11 protein-coding genes are annotated in these 13,974 nt (G+C 71.9%); 6 read left to right on the top strand and 5 right to left on the bottom strand.

Annotated features, from left to right (window positions below; genetic code table 11):
- The first annotated feature begins 34 nt into the window (after positions 1 to 34).
- From ACJ6WD_RS08320 to ACJ6WD_RS08330, 3 genes are all read left to right on the top strand, one after another.
- Positions 35 to 1,333: a UDP-glucose dehydrogenase family protein gene (locus ACJ6WD_RS08320; RefSeq protein ID WP_407615406.1), complete on the top strand. Its 1,299-nt coding sequence runs from the start codon at positions 35 to 37 to the stop codon at positions 1,331 to 1,333.
- Positions 1,334 to 1,453: 120 nt separating this feature from the next.
- A complete protein-coding gene (locus tag ACJ6WD_RS08325) occupies positions 1,454 to 2,668 on the top strand; it encodes a glycosyltransferase (protein ID WP_331248719.1) in 1,215 nt (404 codons plus the stop codon).
- 88 nt (positions 2,669 to 2,756) lie between these two features.
- Positions 2,757 to 4,373 carry an MDR family MFS transporter gene (locus ACJ6WD_RS08330; protein WP_407615407.1) on the top strand — a complete coding sequence of 539 codons (1,617 nt, stop codon included), beginning with the start codon at positions 2,757 to 2,759 and terminating at the stop codon, positions 4,371 to 4,373.
- A 47-nt stretch (positions 4,374 to 4,420) separates the two neighbouring features.
- Here the strand turns inward: ACJ6WD_RS08330 and ACJ6WD_RS08335 are convergent, their stop codons facing one another.
- Complete coding sequence (locus ACJ6WD_RS08335) at positions 4,421 to 5,185, bottom strand: SDR family NAD(P)-dependent oxidoreductase (RefSeq protein WP_376437152.1); 765 nt, start codon at positions 5,183 to 5,185, stop codon at positions 4,421 to 4,423.
- Between the two features lie 209 nt (positions 5,186 to 5,394).
- On the opposite strand from ACJ6WD_RS08335, the gene ACJ6WD_RS08340 reads away from it, so the two are divergent.
- The gene (locus ACJ6WD_RS08340) at positions 5,395 to 6,039 is read left to right on the top strand and encodes a LysE family translocator (RefSeq protein ID WP_376445817.1); all 645 of its coding nucleotides are present in this window, start codon (positions 5,395 to 5,397) and stop codon (positions 6,037 to 6,039) included.
- 74 nt (positions 6,040 to 6,113) lie between these two features.
- Here ACJ6WD_RS08340 and ACJ6WD_RS08345 read toward each other — a convergent pair whose 3' ends face one another.
- From ACJ6WD_RS08345 to ACJ6WD_RS08355, 3 genes are all read right to left on the bottom strand, one after another.
- On the bottom strand, positions 6,114 to 7,256 hold the full coding sequence (locus ACJ6WD_RS08345) for a PP2C family protein-serine/threonine phosphatase (RefSeq protein WP_407615408.1): 1,143 nt from the start codon (positions 7,254 to 7,256) through the stop codon (positions 6,114 to 6,116).
- 172 nt (positions 7,257 to 7,428) lie between these two features.
- Positions 7,429 to 7,839 (bottom strand): Fur family transcriptional regulator, encoded by a 411-nt coding sequence (locus tag ACJ6WD_RS08350; RefSeq protein ID WP_376437243.1) that lies wholly within the window; start codon positions 7,837 to 7,839, stop codon positions 7,429 to 7,431.
- 218 nt (positions 7,840 to 8,057) lie between these two features.
- A complete protein-coding gene (locus ACJ6WD_RS08355; RefSeq protein ID WP_407615409.1) occupies positions 8,058 to 8,333 on the bottom strand; it encodes a hypothetical protein in 276 nt (91 codons plus the stop codon).
- Between the two features lie 67 nt (positions 8,334 to 8,400).
- Here ACJ6WD_RS08355 and katG point away from each other — a divergent pair, with 67 nt between their 5' ends.
- Entirely contained in the window at positions 8,401 to 10,605 is a 2,205-nt protein-coding gene (gene katG, locus ACJ6WD_RS08360; RefSeq protein ID WP_407615410.1) for a catalase/peroxidase HPI, read from the top strand.
- Positions 10,606 to 11,016: 411 nt separating this feature from the next.
- Here katG and ACJ6WD_RS08365 read toward each other — a convergent pair whose 3' ends face one another.
- Positions 11,017 to 11,736 carry a class I SAM-dependent methyltransferase gene (locus tag ACJ6WD_RS08365; protein WP_233655626.1) on the bottom strand — a complete coding sequence of 240 codons (720 nt, stop codon included), beginning with the start codon at positions 11,734 to 11,736 and terminating at the stop codon, positions 11,017 to 11,019.
- Between the two features lie 861 nt (positions 11,737 to 12,597).
- On the opposite strand from ACJ6WD_RS08365, the gene ACJ6WD_RS08370 reads away from it, so the two are divergent.
- Positions 12,598 to 13,929, top strand: a complete 1,332-nt coding sequence (locus tag ACJ6WD_RS08370; RefSeq protein ID WP_331248726.1) for an MFS transporter — start codon at positions 12,598 to 12,600, stop codon at positions 13,927 to 13,929.
- Positions 13,930 to 13,974: the final 45 nt, after the last annotated feature.

The following is a 13,974-nucleotide window of genomic DNA, read 5'->3' on the forward strand; positions in this document are numbered from 1 at the left end:
GTGGTGATCTGCTGTGCCTGCTCGACGCGTTGCCGTGATCGGAACCGGATACGTCGGACTGACCACCGGCGCCTGCCTGGCCTCGCTCGGCCACCGGGTGGTGTGCGCGGACGCCGACCCGCACAAGGTCGAGCGGTTGCGCCAGGCCCGGGTCGACATCCTCGAACCCGACCTGCCCGGGACCGTCCGGGACGCCCTGGACGCGGACCTGTTGGAGTTCACCGGCGACACGGCCGCCGCCGTCGCCGAGGCCGAGGTGGTCTTCCTGTGCCTGCCCACGCCCATGGGCGCGGGCGGTGCGGCCGACCTCGCCGCCGTGGAGGCCGTCGCCGGCCAGATCCGCGACGTGCTGCCGACCGGCTGCGTCGTCGTCAACAAGTCCACCGTGCCGGTCGGCACCGGCGAGCGCGTCGCCGCGCTGCTCGGCCGGGCGGACGTGGCGGTGGTCAGCAACCCCGAGTTCCTGCGCGAGGGCCGCGCCGTCCACGACTTCCTGCACCCCGACCGCATCGTGATCGGCGCCGCCGACCAGGACGCCGCCCGGCGGGTGGCCGACCTGTACTCCGGACTCGACGCCCCCCTGGTGCTCACCGATCCGGCCAGTGCCGAACTGACCAAGTACGCGGCGAACTTCTTCCTCGCGATGAAGCTGTCCTTCGCCAACAACCTCGCCACCGTCTGCGAGCGCTTCGGCGCGGACATCAGCGACGTCACCGAGGGCATCGGTCGCGATCCGCGGATCGGCTCCGCGTTCCTGCGGCCCGGGCCCGGTTGGGGCGGCTCCTGCCTGCCCAAGGACACCCACGCCCTGCTGACCGCGTGCGACCAGGCCGGCATCGACTTCCCCCTGTTGAGCGCCACCATCGAGACCAACGTCACCCACCAGCGCCAGCTCGTCGAGCGCGTCACCGCCGCGTGCGGCAGCACCGACGGCTCGCTGCGCGGCGTACGGATCGCCCTGTACGGCCTGACGTTCAAGGCCGGCACCTCCGACCTGCGCGACTCGCCCGCGCTCGCCGTCGCCCGACTGCTGCGCGAGCGCGGCGCCGAACTCACCGGCTACGACCCGGCGTTGCGCGAGGAGCGGCCCGACCTGAGCGACCTGGTCGACCTCGTCGGCGATCCGGTGCGGGCGGCGGACGGGGCCGCGGTCTGCGTCGTTCTCACCGAGTGGCCGGAGCTGCGCGACCTCGACTGGGCCGCGATCGCCGCGCGGATGGCCGGCCACGAGGTCCACGACTTCCGCAACCTGCTCGACGCCGACCGGCTCGCCCGGGCCGGGCTGAGCTGGCAGGGCATCGGACGCACGGCGGCGCCGGCCCGGGTGGCGTGAAACGTGGGGCGGCCGCTGTTCCGCTCGCGCCCGGACGGGTCCGCTGACCACTCCGGTCGGCCGGCCGTCCCCCCTCCCCGTCCCCAGCATCGAAGAAAACCCTAGAGAAAGGCTCCCGCCATGCGGGTTCTGTGCACCACGCTCGGCAGCCCCTCCCACGGGCGTGCCCAGCTGCCCCTCCTGCGCGCCCTCGCCGAGGCCGGACATCAGGTGGTGGTGGTCACCACCGATGCCCTCGCCCCGGTCTTCCGCGACGACGACGTCCAAGTACAGGCCGTCCTACCGGAATTCGACCCGACCGCCGGACTGGCGCCCTACCTCGCCGACCTCCAGGCCGCCACCGACGAGGCGGAGCGGATGGCGGAGCTGAACCGGCTGATGCTGCGCAGCGTGGCCGGTCCGGGCGTCAAAACGCACCTGGACGTCCTGCTGCCCCTCGCCCGCGACTTCCGCCCCGATCTGATCCTGCGGGACGGCATGGACATGGGCGCCGTGCTCACCGCGGAACTGCTGGGCGTCCCGCAGCTGCCGACACCCTCCGGCTTCAGCAACATCCTGGACCCCGTCCAGGTGCTGCCCCAGCTCAACGAGCGGCGCGCGGAGCTGGACCTGCCCGTGCACGACGACCCGCTGTCCATCGTCCCGCACGGCCGCGTCGACTACGTACCGTCCGCCTTCTCCTTCGCCCAGCACCTGCCCCAGACGTGGGCCTACCGGCAGACGGTGGACGTCGAACGCCGCGGCGTGCTGCCCGAGTGGGCGGCCCAACTGCCCACGGACCGGCCGCTGGTGTACGCCGCCATCGGCACCGCCCTCCCGGTCCTGCACGCACGCACCGGGGGCCGGTCCGTGCCGCTGCCCGTCGAGATGCCGGACGGCAGCGAGAGCCTGCGCACGATAGCGGAGGCGTTGACGGAGTTCGACGACTGCACGGTCGTCGTGTCGACGTCCGGGATGGCGCTGGACACCACGGGGCTGCCCGACCACGTGCGCGTCGTCGAACGGGTCCCGCAGCCGCTGCTGCTGGAGTCCGTCGACCTCTTCCTCACCCACGGCGGCTTCAACAGCATCCGCGAGGCGATGCGCACCGCCACGCCGCTGGCGGTCCTGCCGCACTTCGGGGACCAGTACGCCAACGCGGACCGCGTGGAGGCACTCGGCCTGGGCCGCCACCTCACCGACCGCAGCGCGGCCGGCATCGCCGACACCTGCCGCAAGCTCCTCGCCGACCCCGCACCCCGGGCGCGCGCCCGGTCGGCGCAACTGGCGATGCTGACGCTGCCGGGCGTCGAGCACGCCGTCGGCGACCTGGAAGGGCTCGCCGGTAGCCGGTAGCCGGTAGTCCCATGGGCCGGGTGACGGGAGCCACGCCCCGTCACCCGGCCCCTTCGAAACCCCAACCGCCCACCCCCAAGGACCACACGTGACCTTCTCCGACGCCCGACGACAGGGCACGGCCGGGGACGCACCCGCGCGCCTCAGCCACCGGCAGATCACCGCCGTCATGTCCGGGTTGGTGCTCAGCATGTTCCTCGGGGCACTGGACCAGACGGTGGTCTCCTCCGCGCTGCGGACCATCGCCGACGACCTGCACGGACTGACGTCCCAGGCATGGGTGACCACCGCGTACCTCATCACCGCCACCCTCGCGACCCCGCTGTACGGCAAGCTCTCCGACATCCACGGCCGGCGGCCCGTGTACTTGGCCGCGATCGCGCTGTTCACGGCCGGCTCACTGCTGTGCGGCACCGCCGGATCGATCTACGAACTCGCGGCGTTCCGCGCGGTCCAGGGCATCGGCGGCGGGGGCTTGATATCCCTGGCGATGACGATAGTCGCCGACATCACCACCCCGCGCGAACGGGGCCGCTACCAGGGCTACTTCATGGCCGTCTTCGGCGGCGCCAGCATCGTCGGCCCGCTGGTGGGCGGCGCCTTCGCGGACCGGGCCACGCTGCTGGGCATCGCCGGCTGGCGCTGGATCTTCCTGATCAACGTGCCGCTCGCCGTCGCGGCCGCCGTCGCGATCGTCCGCGTGCTGCGCTTCCCCCACCGACCCGTGCGGCACCGGCTCGACTACCCCGGCGCGCTCGCCCTCGCCGTCGGCCTGGTGCCGCTGCTGACCGTCGCCGAGCAGGGCCGCACCTGGGGGTGGGACGCGCCCCCGGCGCTGCTGGCCTACGCGATAGGCGGGTTGGGCCTCGCCGCGTTCGTCGTGGTGGAGCGACGGATGGGGGACGCCGCACTGATACCGCTGCGCCTGTTCCGCATCCGCACCTTCCGGCTCGGCGTCGGGCTGCACTTCGTCGTCGGCATCGGCATGTTCGGCGCGATGACGACGCTGCCGCTCTACCTCCAGCTCGTCCGTGGCATGACGCCCATGGCGGCCGGTCTGGCCACCCTCCCCACGGTCGCCGCCAACCTCGCGATCACGCTGCTGGTGGGGCGGCTGATCGCCCGCACCGGCCGGTTCAAGGTCCATCTCGTCGCGGGTGCCGGCTCGTTGACCGCCGCGATGCTCGTCTTCGCCACCCTGCGGGAGGACAGTCCGCTGTGGCAGGCGATGGTCGGCATGGCCCTGATGGGCGCGGGGCTCGGCGCGTCGATGCAGACGCTCACCACGCTGGCGCAGTGCGAGATACCCCGCACCGACATGGGCGCGGCCACGGCGTCGGTGAACTTCTTCCGCTCCAACGGCGGCACGATCGGCACCGCGGCCTTCCTGTCGATCCTGTTCAGCACGGCGGCCGGCCAGATCGCCGACCGGCTCGCCGCGGCCCGGCACGACCCCGCGTACGGCCGACTGCTCGCCCGGCCCGACAACGCGCACGCCCTGGCGGGGGTCCTGCGCCCGGGCGGCGGCGTCGAACTCCAGGACTCCGCCTTCCTACGCGCCCTCGACCCCGGTGCGGCGCTGCCCTTCCTCCAGGGGTACGTGTCCTCGATGCGCCTGGTCTTCCTCACCGGCGCCGCGGTGACCCTGGTCGCCTTCCTGATCGCGGCCTGGCGGGTCCCGAAGCTCACGCTCTCCGACGAGTAGCGACGGCCGCCGGCCGACCGCGGGGCCGGCGTGCCCGTCGCGTCGGGCTACAGGTTGACGCCCCCCGTGACGTCGAGCTTGGTGCCGGTGACCCAGCGCGCGTCGTCGGAGGCCAGGAAGGCGACCGCGTCGGCGATGTCCCGCACCTGGCCGATCCGGCCGAGGGCGGTCAGGCCGATGTTGCGCTCCTGGTTGGCCGGGTCGGCCAGCACCTCGGCGGTCATGTCGGTGTGCGTGAAGCCGACGGAGACGGCGTTGACGGTGATCCTGCGGGGGCCGAGGTACTTGGCCAGGGTCTGGCTGAAGACCTCCAACGCCCCTTTGGTGAGCGGGTAGCCGATGCCGTGGGCCGAGGCGATGCGGGTGGAGACGGACGAGATGTTGATGATCCGGCCGCCGTCGCGGAGGCGGGGCAGCAGCCGCTGGGTGAGGAAGAACGGCGCCTTGACGTTGACCGCGACCATCTGGTCGAACTCCTCGGGGGTGAGGACCTCGATCGGCCGCCCCATGAAGTTGATCCCCGCGTTGTGCACCAGGATGTCGATCGCCGCTTCCCCGTGCGTGTGCAGTCCGGCCTCCAACCCGGCCACGAGCGTGTCCACGTCGCCGGGGACGCCCAGTTCGGCTCCCACGACGAACGCCCGGCCCCCGGCCTCGGCGATGGCCGCCGCGGTCTCCGTGGCCGCCGCCTCGTTGCGGCCGTAGTGCACGGCGACCAGCGCGCCGTCCCTGGCCAGGCGCTCGGCGATGCCCCGCCCGATGCCCCGACTGCTGCCGGTGACCACGGCGACCTTTCCGCTGAGGTTTCCCATCGTGTGCTCCTCGATCGTGTTCCGTAGAGCCTTCCCCCAAGGTCAAGTGAAGTTAGCCTAGCCTAAGTTGGACTTCGTGGTCCGGTCGCGAACGGGCGGGCGGAAACTCGACGGGGCGATGCGGGTGGGGCCCTGGAGAGGACGGCCCGCCATCTGGTTCGATCGGTTTCGACGCCCACCGGATCGCACTGGGAGGAGGTGCCGCACACGTGGTGTCCACGGAGAACGTGCTCGTGTTCGCGGCCATGTCGCTGCTGGTGATCGTGATTCCGGGGCCGAGCGTGCTGTTCGTGGTCGGCCGGGCCCTCGCGCACGGCCGCCGCACGGCGCTCGCAACGGTCCTCGGCAACCTCATCGGCTCCTACGCCCTCGTGTGCGCCGTGGCCTGGGGGCTCGGTGCGCTGGTGGAACGTTCGGCGGCGGTGTTCACGGCCGTGAAGCTGGCCGGCGCGGCCTACCTCATCTACCTGGGCGTGCACACGTTCCGGCACCGCGGCGACCTGCGCGCGGCCAGTGCGGACGCCCCGGTGGGGGAGCGGCGCGGCGATCTCCGGACGGTCCTGGACGGCATCCTCGTGGGCGCCACCAACCCGAAGGGCATGGTGTTCTTCGCCGCGGTGCTGCCGCAGTTCGTGAACCACGCGGCCGGCCACCTCCCCGTCCAGATGATGGCGTTGGGCCTGGTCCCGGTCGTCATCGGCCTGATCACGGACACCCTGTGGGGCTTGGGCGCCGCGGCGGCCCGCTCCTGGCTCACCCGCTCGGAGCGCCGCCTGTCCGGGGTCGGCGGGGCGGGCGGCCTCGCGTTGATCGGCCTGGGCGTGACGGTGGCGGCCACGGGGCGCGCGGACTGACGCGCACCCGCACCACTCGCGGCCGGTCCGCGTTCAGCCCCGTTGTCAACTGTGCGGTGCAGGCCGCGCGTTCGTCACGGGTGCCCACGAGGGCGAGTGCCGACCCCCGGATGCGGTGCGGCCGTTGCCCGGGTGACCGCGAGCAGCGCCATGTCGTCGGTGATGCGCCCGCCGGTGTGCCGGTTGACCCGTGCGAGCAGGCCGTCGAGCAGCGCCTCGGGCCCGGGGAAGTCCGTCCCGGACAGCCCGGTCGCGGGGTCGTAGAAGTCTCCCGTGCGGTTGCGGGCCTCGTTCAGGCCGTCGGTGAACAGCAGCAGGGTGGACCCCGCGGGGAAGGGCACCGTGTCCGCCCGCTCCTGGACGGTGCCCAGCTCCGCCAGGCCCAGCGGCGGGGCGGGCTCGGGCGGCTCGGCGCTCCGCACCTCACCGGCGTGCAGCAGCAGCGGCGCCGGGTGGCCGCGGTTGACCAGCCGCAGTTCACCGTCGCGGTACGGGATCTCGACGAGGATTCCGGTCACGAACCCCTCGATGCGCTCGGGGCCGGTGCGCCGCCCCCGTTCCCGCAGCAACGCCCGCTCCACCCGCGTCGCCACCCCGACGAGCGTGGCCTCCTCCTCGGCGGCCTCCCGGAACGCCCCCATGGCGACGGCCACCACCTTGACGGCCTCCAGGCCCTTGCCCCGCACGTCGCCGACCAGACAACGCACGCCGTACGGGGTGTCCTGCGCGCTGTACAGGTCGCCGCCGATCTGGGCGTCCTTCACCGCCGCCTGGTAGCGCACCGCGATCCGCAACGGCCCGATCGCGGACGGCGGCTGCGGCAGCACGGCGCGCTGCGCGGCGAGGGCGATCCGGCGCGCGGACTGGAGCCGCACGTGGCTGTAGTACATGAGGCGGTTGACGACCACGGCGAGGGCCGAGACCGTCACCACGGCCGCCAGTTCGCTCCACCCACCGGAGTCCGTGATGAGTCCGAAGTGCGTGAGCAGCGCGATGTCGGTGGCGCAGGCTCCGATGCCGGCGAGGACGGTCGCGCGGAGCGACAACAGGGCGGCGGCCGTCATCGGGGCTGCCGTGTAGAAGGCTTCCGCGCTGATGTGCGGAGACGTGGCGTAGTCGAGGAGGGCGCCGACCACGAGCAGGACGACGGGCAGCAACTGGAGGTGGCGCAGGCACCAGCGCCCGAGGGCCGGGCGCCCCGCGCGCGAGCCCCTCACGTCCCGGCTCCCGCTCCGTCGCGCTGTCGCACACCACAAGCATCCCCGCGCCGGAGGGGGCTTGCCAGTCGTGGCCGGGCCGGCGGTCGACGCCGTGCACAGGACGGCGGACGGAGCCGGCGCGCGGCAGTCCGCCGCAGCGCGTACGGCCCGTAGCCGGCCGGTGACGGGATCAGGCGCAGTCGGGGCACACGCCCCGGTACGTCATCTCGACGCCGGAGACGGCGAAACCGAACCGCTCGGAAGCGGGCAGGTCGGCCAGCGGGTCGCCGTCGGGGTGGACGTCGCGGATCGCGCCGCAGTGCGAGCAGACCAAGTGGTGGTGCGGACGGTGGGCGTTCGGGTCGTAGCGCTTGGCGCGGCCGTCGGTGGTCACCTCGGTCACCTCACCGAGCGACACGAGTTCGCCGAGGGTGTTGTAGACGGTCGCGCGGGAGATCTCCGGCAGCCGGGTGGTGGCGCGCGCGAGCACCTCGTCCGCAGTGAGGTGGATGTGTTCGCCGTCGAGCACCTCGGCGACGACCCGGCGCTGGGCGGTCATCCGCCAGCCGCGTCCGCGAAGCCGTTCCAGCAGGTCGCTCATGGTCACCGGCCTCACAATGCATTGTCTGGCTCATGAACTCGTATGGATCTGGTTGCTGTATTGACTTGGACCTGGTCCATCGTAGGATCTGTTCCTGCGATAGCCAAGGGACGAGACAATCGCAGGGAAAAGCACGTGACGGTTCACCAGACGGCTCCGCTCACCACCGAATCCTGTCGTGTCGGTAGCGGACAGTCACCGCAGCCCGTGGGCGGGCGTCAGCCCGGGTGCGTCTGCCACGCGTGCGGCGCCGGTGCCTGGACGGTGACCACGTCCGCGTCGCGGAGCTCACCCCCGGAGCGCGGTCGGGTGGGCCGCGTCTCCCCGCACACCGTGACCGGGCCCGCCCCGCTCCGTTCACCATGGCGGGAGCCCCACGCAGCATCCAGCCGGCCGGCGGTGGCGACCGCACGGCGGGTGGGGCCCCGGGCCCGACCGCGTCCGTCCACAACAGCTTCCCGGTCACCGAGGCCGAGGTCGTCCAACTGGGGCATGCGCCCCGAGTGTTCCACTGCTGGCGGTTGCTGAGCACGGTGATCCGCCTCATCCGGAAGGATTCCCATGTCTGAGATCCACGAAGCACAGGCCGTAGACGGCGAAGGCGGCTGTCCGGTCGCGCACGGGCGCGCCGCCCACCCGACCCAGGGCGGTGGAAACCGCCAGTGGTGGCCGGAGCGGCTCAACCTGAAGATCCTCGCCAAGAACCCCGCGGTGGCGAACCCGATGGGCGAGGAGTTCGACTACGCCGAGGCGTTCGAGAGCCTGGACCTCCCGGCCGTGAAGCGGGACATCGCCGAGGTGCTGACCACCTCGCAGGACTGGTGGCCCGCCGACTTCGGCAACTACGGCCCGCTCATGATCCGGATGGCCTGGCACAGCGCCGGCACGTACCGGATCAGCGACGGCCGCGGTGGCGCCGGCGCCGGCCAGCAGCGGTTCGCGCCGCTCAACAGCTGGCCGGACAACGCCAGCCTCGACAAGGCCCGCCGTCTGCTGTGGCCGGTCAAGAAGAAGTACGGCAAGAGCATCTCGTGGGCCGACCTGCTGATCCTCACCGGCAACGTCGCGCTGGAGACGATGGGCTTCACGACCTTCGGCTTCGCCGGCGGTCGCGAGGACGTCTGGGAGGCCGAGGAGGACGTCTACTGGGGCCCCGAGACCACCTGGCTCGGTGACGAGCGCTACACCGGCGACCGGGAGCTGGAGAACCCGCTCGGCGCGGTACAGATGGGCCTCATCTACGTGAACCCCGAGGGCCCCAACGGCAACCCGGACCCGCTCGCCGCGGCCCGCGACATCCGTGAGACGTTCCGCCGGATGGCGATGAACGACGAGGAGACCGTCGCCCTGATCGCCGGTGGCCACACCTTCGGCAAGACCCACGGCGCCGGCCCGGCGGACAACGTCGGCGCCGACCCCGAGGGCGCCCCGATGGAGCAGATGGGCCTCGGCTGGAAGAGCTCGTACGGCACCGGCGCGGGCCCCGACGCGATCACCAGCGGCCTGGAGGTCACCTGGACCACCACCCCGACCCAGTGGGGCAACGGGTTCTTCACGAACCTCTTCGAGTACGAGTACGAGCTCACCCAGAGCCCGGCCGGCGCCAACCAGTGGGTGGCGAAGAACGCCGAGGCGATCATCCCGGACGCGCACGACCCGTCGAAGAAGCGCCTGCCGACGATGCTGACCACCGACCTGGCGCTGCGCTTCGACCCGATCTACGAGCCGATCTCGCGCCGCTTCTACGAGAACCCGCAGGAGTTCGCGGACGCCTTCGCCCGCGCCTGGTACAAGCTGACCCACCGCGACATGGGCCCGGTCGTGCGCTACCTCGGGCCGGAGGTCCCCTCCGAGGTACTGCTGTGGCAGGACCCGCTCCCGGAGCGCACCGGTGAGCTGCTCGACGCGGCGGACGTCGCCGCCCTCAAGGAGCAGGTCCTCGGCTCCGGCCTCACGGTCGCCCAGTTGGTGTCGACCGCCTGGGCCTCCGCCTCCACCTTCCGCGGCGGCGACAAGCGCGGCGGTGCCAACGGCGCCCGCGTCCGGCTGGAGCCGCAGCGCAACTGGGAGGTCAACGACCCCGACGAGCTGGCACAGGTGCTGCGCACGCTCGAGGGCATCCAGGGATCCTTCAACTCCGCGGGCGGCAGGCAGGTTTCGCTGGCCGACCTGATCGTGCTGGCGGGCGGCGCGGCCGTCGAGAAGGCGGCCAAGGACGCCGGCTTCGACGTCGAGGTGCCCTTCGCGCCGGGCCGGGTGGACGCAGCCCAGGACCAGACGGACATCGAGTCGTTCGACGCGCTGGAGCCGGCCGCCGACGGCTTCCGCAACTACGTCGGCAAGGGCAACCGCCTGCCGGCCGAGTACCTGCTGCTCGACCGGGCGAACCTGCTGACGCTGAGCGCCCCGGAGATGACCGTCCTCGTCGGCGGCCTGCGGGTCCTGGGCGCCAACCACGGCCAGTCGAAGCACGGCGTCCTCACCGACCGTCCGGGCACCCTGACGAACGACTTCTTCGTCAACCTGCTGGACCTGGACACCACGTGGACGTCGACGTCCTCGGCGCAGGACGCGTTCGAGGGCCGCGACGCCAGCGGCGCGGTCAAGTGGACCGGCACCCGGGCCGACCTGGTCTTCGGCTCGAACTCCGAACTGCGGGCCGTCGCCGAGGTCTACGCGAGCGACGACGCGCAGGAGAAGTTCGTGACCGACTTCGTCGCGGCGTGGGCCAAGGTCATGGACCTCGACCGGTTCGACCTCGCCTGATCTCCGACCGTCCGGTGACGTCCGGGTCGACCCGCCGGGGTCGGCCCGGACGTCCTCGTTCCGGCGTGCTCCGGTCGAGCCCCGCCTACCGGCCCGCCAGGAACGCGTCGAACGTCCGCGGTGCACGCCCGGTCAGGTCCTGCACCGTCGACGTCACCCTGAGGCTTCATCCGCTTCGATGGCTTGGCGGATGGAGGTGGCCCCGGCCTCGTCGGGCGGGCACTCCGCTCCGGAGTTCGCCGGAACTGCGGGTGGGTGATTGCCGGTTCGCCTTCGCGTGGCCGTGTGGGGTGTGGCCGCGCAACACGGCAAGCATTCCGCGAGGCACGAGCCAAAGGTGGGGGAGGGGCGCTGAAGAAGGGATGCGTCGTGGCGGAGGCGTGAAAGGCCGACGGGCGTCGGTGCAGGGGGTCAGTGCCTTCGTCGGGCGTGGTAGACGAGCCGGTGGGGGGAGCTGTCCCGGCCGTATCCCCGGTCGATTCCCAGGAGTTCGAAACCCGTGCGGGCGAGAACTTCGGCGAGGTCGAGGGCGCGGTGGTAGACCCAGCGTTCCGTCACCTCGGTGAGGACCCGACCGGCCCGGCGGAATTGCTTCTCGATGGCCACGTGGTCGGCGTGCGGGCGGCTACGCTCCCATTCTTCCACCGGCCCGCCGGCCTCCGGGCAGGTCTCGGCGAGACTCAGCTGCCAGTCGGTTTCGGTACGGGAGTCAAAACTCTCGCTGACGTCGATGTGGACCGAACCGCCCGGTGCGAGGACGCGGGCGGTTTCCGTCAGGGCCCGTTCCCGGTCCTCGGGCGTCAAGAGCAACTGCAGCGTCGAATAGGGGATGACGGCGGCTGAGTGCGGTCCTTGGAGCGGAAGCCTGCGCATGTCTCCGCAGACCGGGTGCAGACCGGGAGTGCGGGGAATGCGCGCGAGCCGTTCCCGGCTGAGGTCCACGGCGGTCACCCGGCGCTCCGCGCTCCGGGCCAGGGCGCCCGCCACGCGGCCGGTGCCGGCTCCGAGGACCAGCACGGACTCGTGCGGCTCGGTCAGGCGGGTCCAGTAGGGCGTGTCGTCGCGTTGCCGGCGCAGTCGGTGGGTGTTGTGCCAGTCGTAGAGCAGGGCCTCCCACTGGGCGGGTGTCACGGTGCCGGGCTCCTCGTGGTGTGGGGCGGTCGGTGGGGGCGCCGTCCGGACGGGCGGACCGGTGCGCGGGCGAGAGCTCCCGCGACGTCGGGTCGGGGTGTGTGTCCGCTGGGTCGTCGTCCGGTCCCGCGCCGGCCTGCTGGGGTGCCGGCGGCATGGGACGGGGGCCGGGAAAAGTCGGCGTCATGCTACCCACCGGCCTTTGCGCTACCCGCCGCCCTTTACGGCTCCGGCGTACGCCGAGGGAAATCAGCCAGTGCCGGGACGCCTTTTTATTGGTCGCCGAGGTCGGTTTCGAAGTCCTTGGTGGGACGCATCAAGGGGTGCCGTACGAACCTCCGAAATTTTTCCTCCGGTTCGGGAAGGCGCGATATCTCCGCCCTTCTCGTGAGCGTATGAATATCCGGTCATGGGTTGCCCTCGGGGGCATTCTGACCTGATTCGATCGTCCCGGTGCACCGGAGGGGCGCCCTTGAGGCGGCCGCGACCGGCCGTGAATCCGGCTTCTCGACGAAGTGTCACGGTGGCTTTACGCGGGTGTCGTCCGGAGTTCTTCGGGCCGGCAATTCAAGGCGGAGGGCGCGCGGGGCGGGAACCCGCGGCGGTGGCACGGCATTGTTTCCGATGGTGTGATGAGTGGGGGTCCGGATGCCGGCGTTTCAGCCAAAACCCTTGGTGCGGACTGGACTTGGTTGACCGTTTCCGAGAAATCATGCTTGGGTTTTCGGGAATCGCTGCATGTCTGTTTCTCCGTGCCGTGACCGAAGGGGTGTTGGCGTCCTGGACGGCCTGCTGCCGTTAAGCACCCCGCCGTGCAGCGCTGCGCATCGAAAAGAAATCGGAATTGGGGAGGTGGGTTGAGTGGGACACGCGTCGGTACGCACCCGTTCCCGATCCGAGATCTGGCAAGGGTTCGAAGCCACCGAACGGCGCGAGGTGGGCACGGTCATCGTGTCGACGTTGCAGAGCCAGAGCACCTCCGCCCTGCTGCTCCTCCTGCTCTCCCTGCTCGCGCTGCGGGTGACGGGTTCGCCGGCGAGTGCGCCCCTGGTCGTGGCGGTCGGCGCGCTGCCCGCGCTGCTGCTCGTCCGGGCCGTCCGGTTCGTCAACCAACTCGTCGACCACCGCTGGGTGATGCTGCTGTCCGACGCCGGCGCCTTGGTGGTCGCCGTGACGCTCTGGCAGCTGGTGCGCGCCGGCGGCGTGCACGCCTGGCAGATCTACGCCGGCATGTTCCTCTTCGCCGCCTTCGGGGCCTTCTACCTTCCCGCGATGCGCGGCTGGGTCGCCGGCCAGACCACCGGCCTGGAGCAGTTGACCTGGCTCAACGCGATGCTGGCCGTCGCCACCCAGGCGGCCGTGGTGGTCGGTTGGGCCCTCGGCGGAGTGCTGGCGTCGTCGATCGGCATCGAGGGGTCGCTGGGGCTGTGCGCCCTGTCGTACGCGGTCGGCCTGGTGTTGCAGTTCGTGGTGTTCGTGGTGATCAACGGGGCGTCGTTCCGCAAGCCCGCGGGCGCGCCGGGGACGGGCGCGTCCGGGACGGTGGAGCCGCACGCCGCCGCCGCGGACCGGGCCTCGGCCACCACCGGCGTGTGGCGGGACGTGTTCTCACCGCGGCGCCTGGGGCTGTTCACCGCCGCACTGCTGCTGATGGAACTCACCCACACCCTCGGCTTCAGCATGTTCGTCCCGCTGCTGACCGGCGGTGCCGCCGACCGTTCCTGGATCGCCGGCACGGCGAACGCCTGCTTCGCCCTCGCGGCGATGATCAGCGGGGTGCTGGTCTCCGGCGGCGCGCTGGGCCAGTGGACCAGGGCCCGGGCGCCGCAGGTCGTCCTCGTCGGCTTCTGCGTCCAGATCGTGTTCGGCCTGAGCGTCGCGCACCCGGTGTGGGCGATCGGGCTCTACGCCGTGGTGGGCCTGCTCAGCGGGGGCGACGCGGCGTTGCAGAGCGAAGTCCAGGACCGCTGGCGCCCGGCCGGCTCGTCCCAGGCGTTCGCCGTCTTCGGCGCGGTGCAGGGGCCCGCGCAACTGGTCGGGTCCCTCGCCGTCGCCGCACTGTTGACCTGCCTGTCCGTGGGGACGGTCTACCTCGGCACCGTGGTGGTGCTGGGCCTGGGCTCGGGGCTGGTGCTGATGCTGGCCCGATCCCGGGCCGAGGCACCGCCGCCCCGCGTCGAGGCCCCCGTTTGACGCCCCGGTGCCTCCGGTTCCACCCCCGGACCGGCCTGCCGAAAC

The sequence above is a fragment of the Streptomyces sp. VTCC 41912 genome, assembly GCF_045799175.1.
Classification (GTDB): domain Bacteria; phylum Actinomycetota; class Actinomycetes; order Streptomycetales; family Streptomycetaceae; genus Streptomyces; species Streptomyces albulus_C.

Excerpts from the sequence above, each read along its gene's own strand:
- ACJ6WD_RS08325 (WP_331248719.1), top strand. The coding sequence starts at position 1,454 with ATGCGGGTTCTGTGCACCACGCTCGGCAGCCCCTCCCACGGGCGTGCC.
- ACJ6WD_RS08335 (WP_376437152.1), bottom strand. The coding sequence starts at position 5,185 with ATGGGAAACCTCAGCGGAAAGGTCGCCGTGGTCACCGGCAGCAGTCGG.
- ACJ6WD_RS08350 (WP_376437243.1), bottom strand. The coding sequence starts at position 7,839 with ATGAGCGACCTGCTGGAACGGCTTCGCGGACGCGGCTGGCGGATGACC.
- ACJ6WD_RS08355 (WP_407615409.1), bottom strand. The coding sequence starts at position 8,333 with ATGCCCCAGTTGGACGACCTCGGCCTCGGTGACCGGGAAGCTGTTGTG.
- katG (WP_407615410.1), top strand. The coding sequence starts at position 8,401 with ATGTCTGAGATCCACGAAGCACAGGCCGTAGACGGCGAAGGCGGCTGT.